This is a genomic window from Frankia sp. AgKG'84/4 (assembly GCF_023242965.2).
Lineage (GTDB): Bacteria > Actinomycetota > Actinomycetes > Frankiales > Frankiaceae > Frankia.
In genome coordinates this window covers 1-733 of sequence record NZ_JALKFU020000932.1, presented here as the reverse complement: position 1 = coordinate 733, position 733 = coordinate 1, and the positions used below count along the sequence as shown (strand labels likewise).

The 733-nt window shown below is 76.4% G+C and carries 1 protein-coding gene; it reads left to right on the top strand.

The features are described from left to right. Nucleotides 1-733 (top strand): condensation domain-containing protein (locus tag MXD58_RS26140; protein ID WP_250610410.1); only part of this gene is annotated, 733 nt, incomplete at both ends.

The following is a 733-nucleotide window of genomic DNA, read 5'->3' as shown; positions in this document are numbered from 1 at the left end:
CGTCGGAGGGGACGCCGGCGACCTGCCGGTGGACCCGGACGACGCGGCCAGGTGGCGCGCGCGCCTCGCCGGGGCGAGCGAGGTCTGGCCGCTGTCGCCGTCGCAGGCCGGGATGCTGTTTCACCGGCTGCTCGACGGGGACGACACCCCCGACGTCTACGTCCTGCAGTTCGTCCTGGACCTCGCCGGCGCGCCCCACCCGGCGCGGCTGCGGGCGGCCTCGCGGGAACTCGTTGCCCGGCACGCGGTCCTGCGCGCCGCCGTGCTGTCCGACGGTGTCGAACCGGCCCAGGTCATCATGGCTGGCGCCGAACCGGACTGGACCATCGTCGACCTGTCGTCCTGGCCCGACGGGGAGCGGGATGCCGAGGCGGCGCGGCTCGTCGAGGCCGACCGGGCGGCCCGGTTCGACCTCGCCAGCCCACCGCTGCTGCGCTTCCTGTGGGTGCGTCTCGACGCCGACCGCGCCCGGCTGGCCGTCTGCGCCCACCACATCGTCGTGGACGGCTGGTCGCTGCCCCTGATGCTGCGCGAGCTGTTCACTCTGGCCGCCGCGGAACCCGGTGCCGCCGACCAGGGTGCCGCCAGCGTGCCTGCCACGCCCAGCCGGCCGTACTCCGACTATCTGCGCTGGTTGCGCGCCCAGGACGCCGACGCGGCGCGCGCCGCGTGGCGGACCGAGCTCGCCGGCCTCGACGGCCCGACGCTGCTCGCCGGCGGCGGTGGTGGGCAT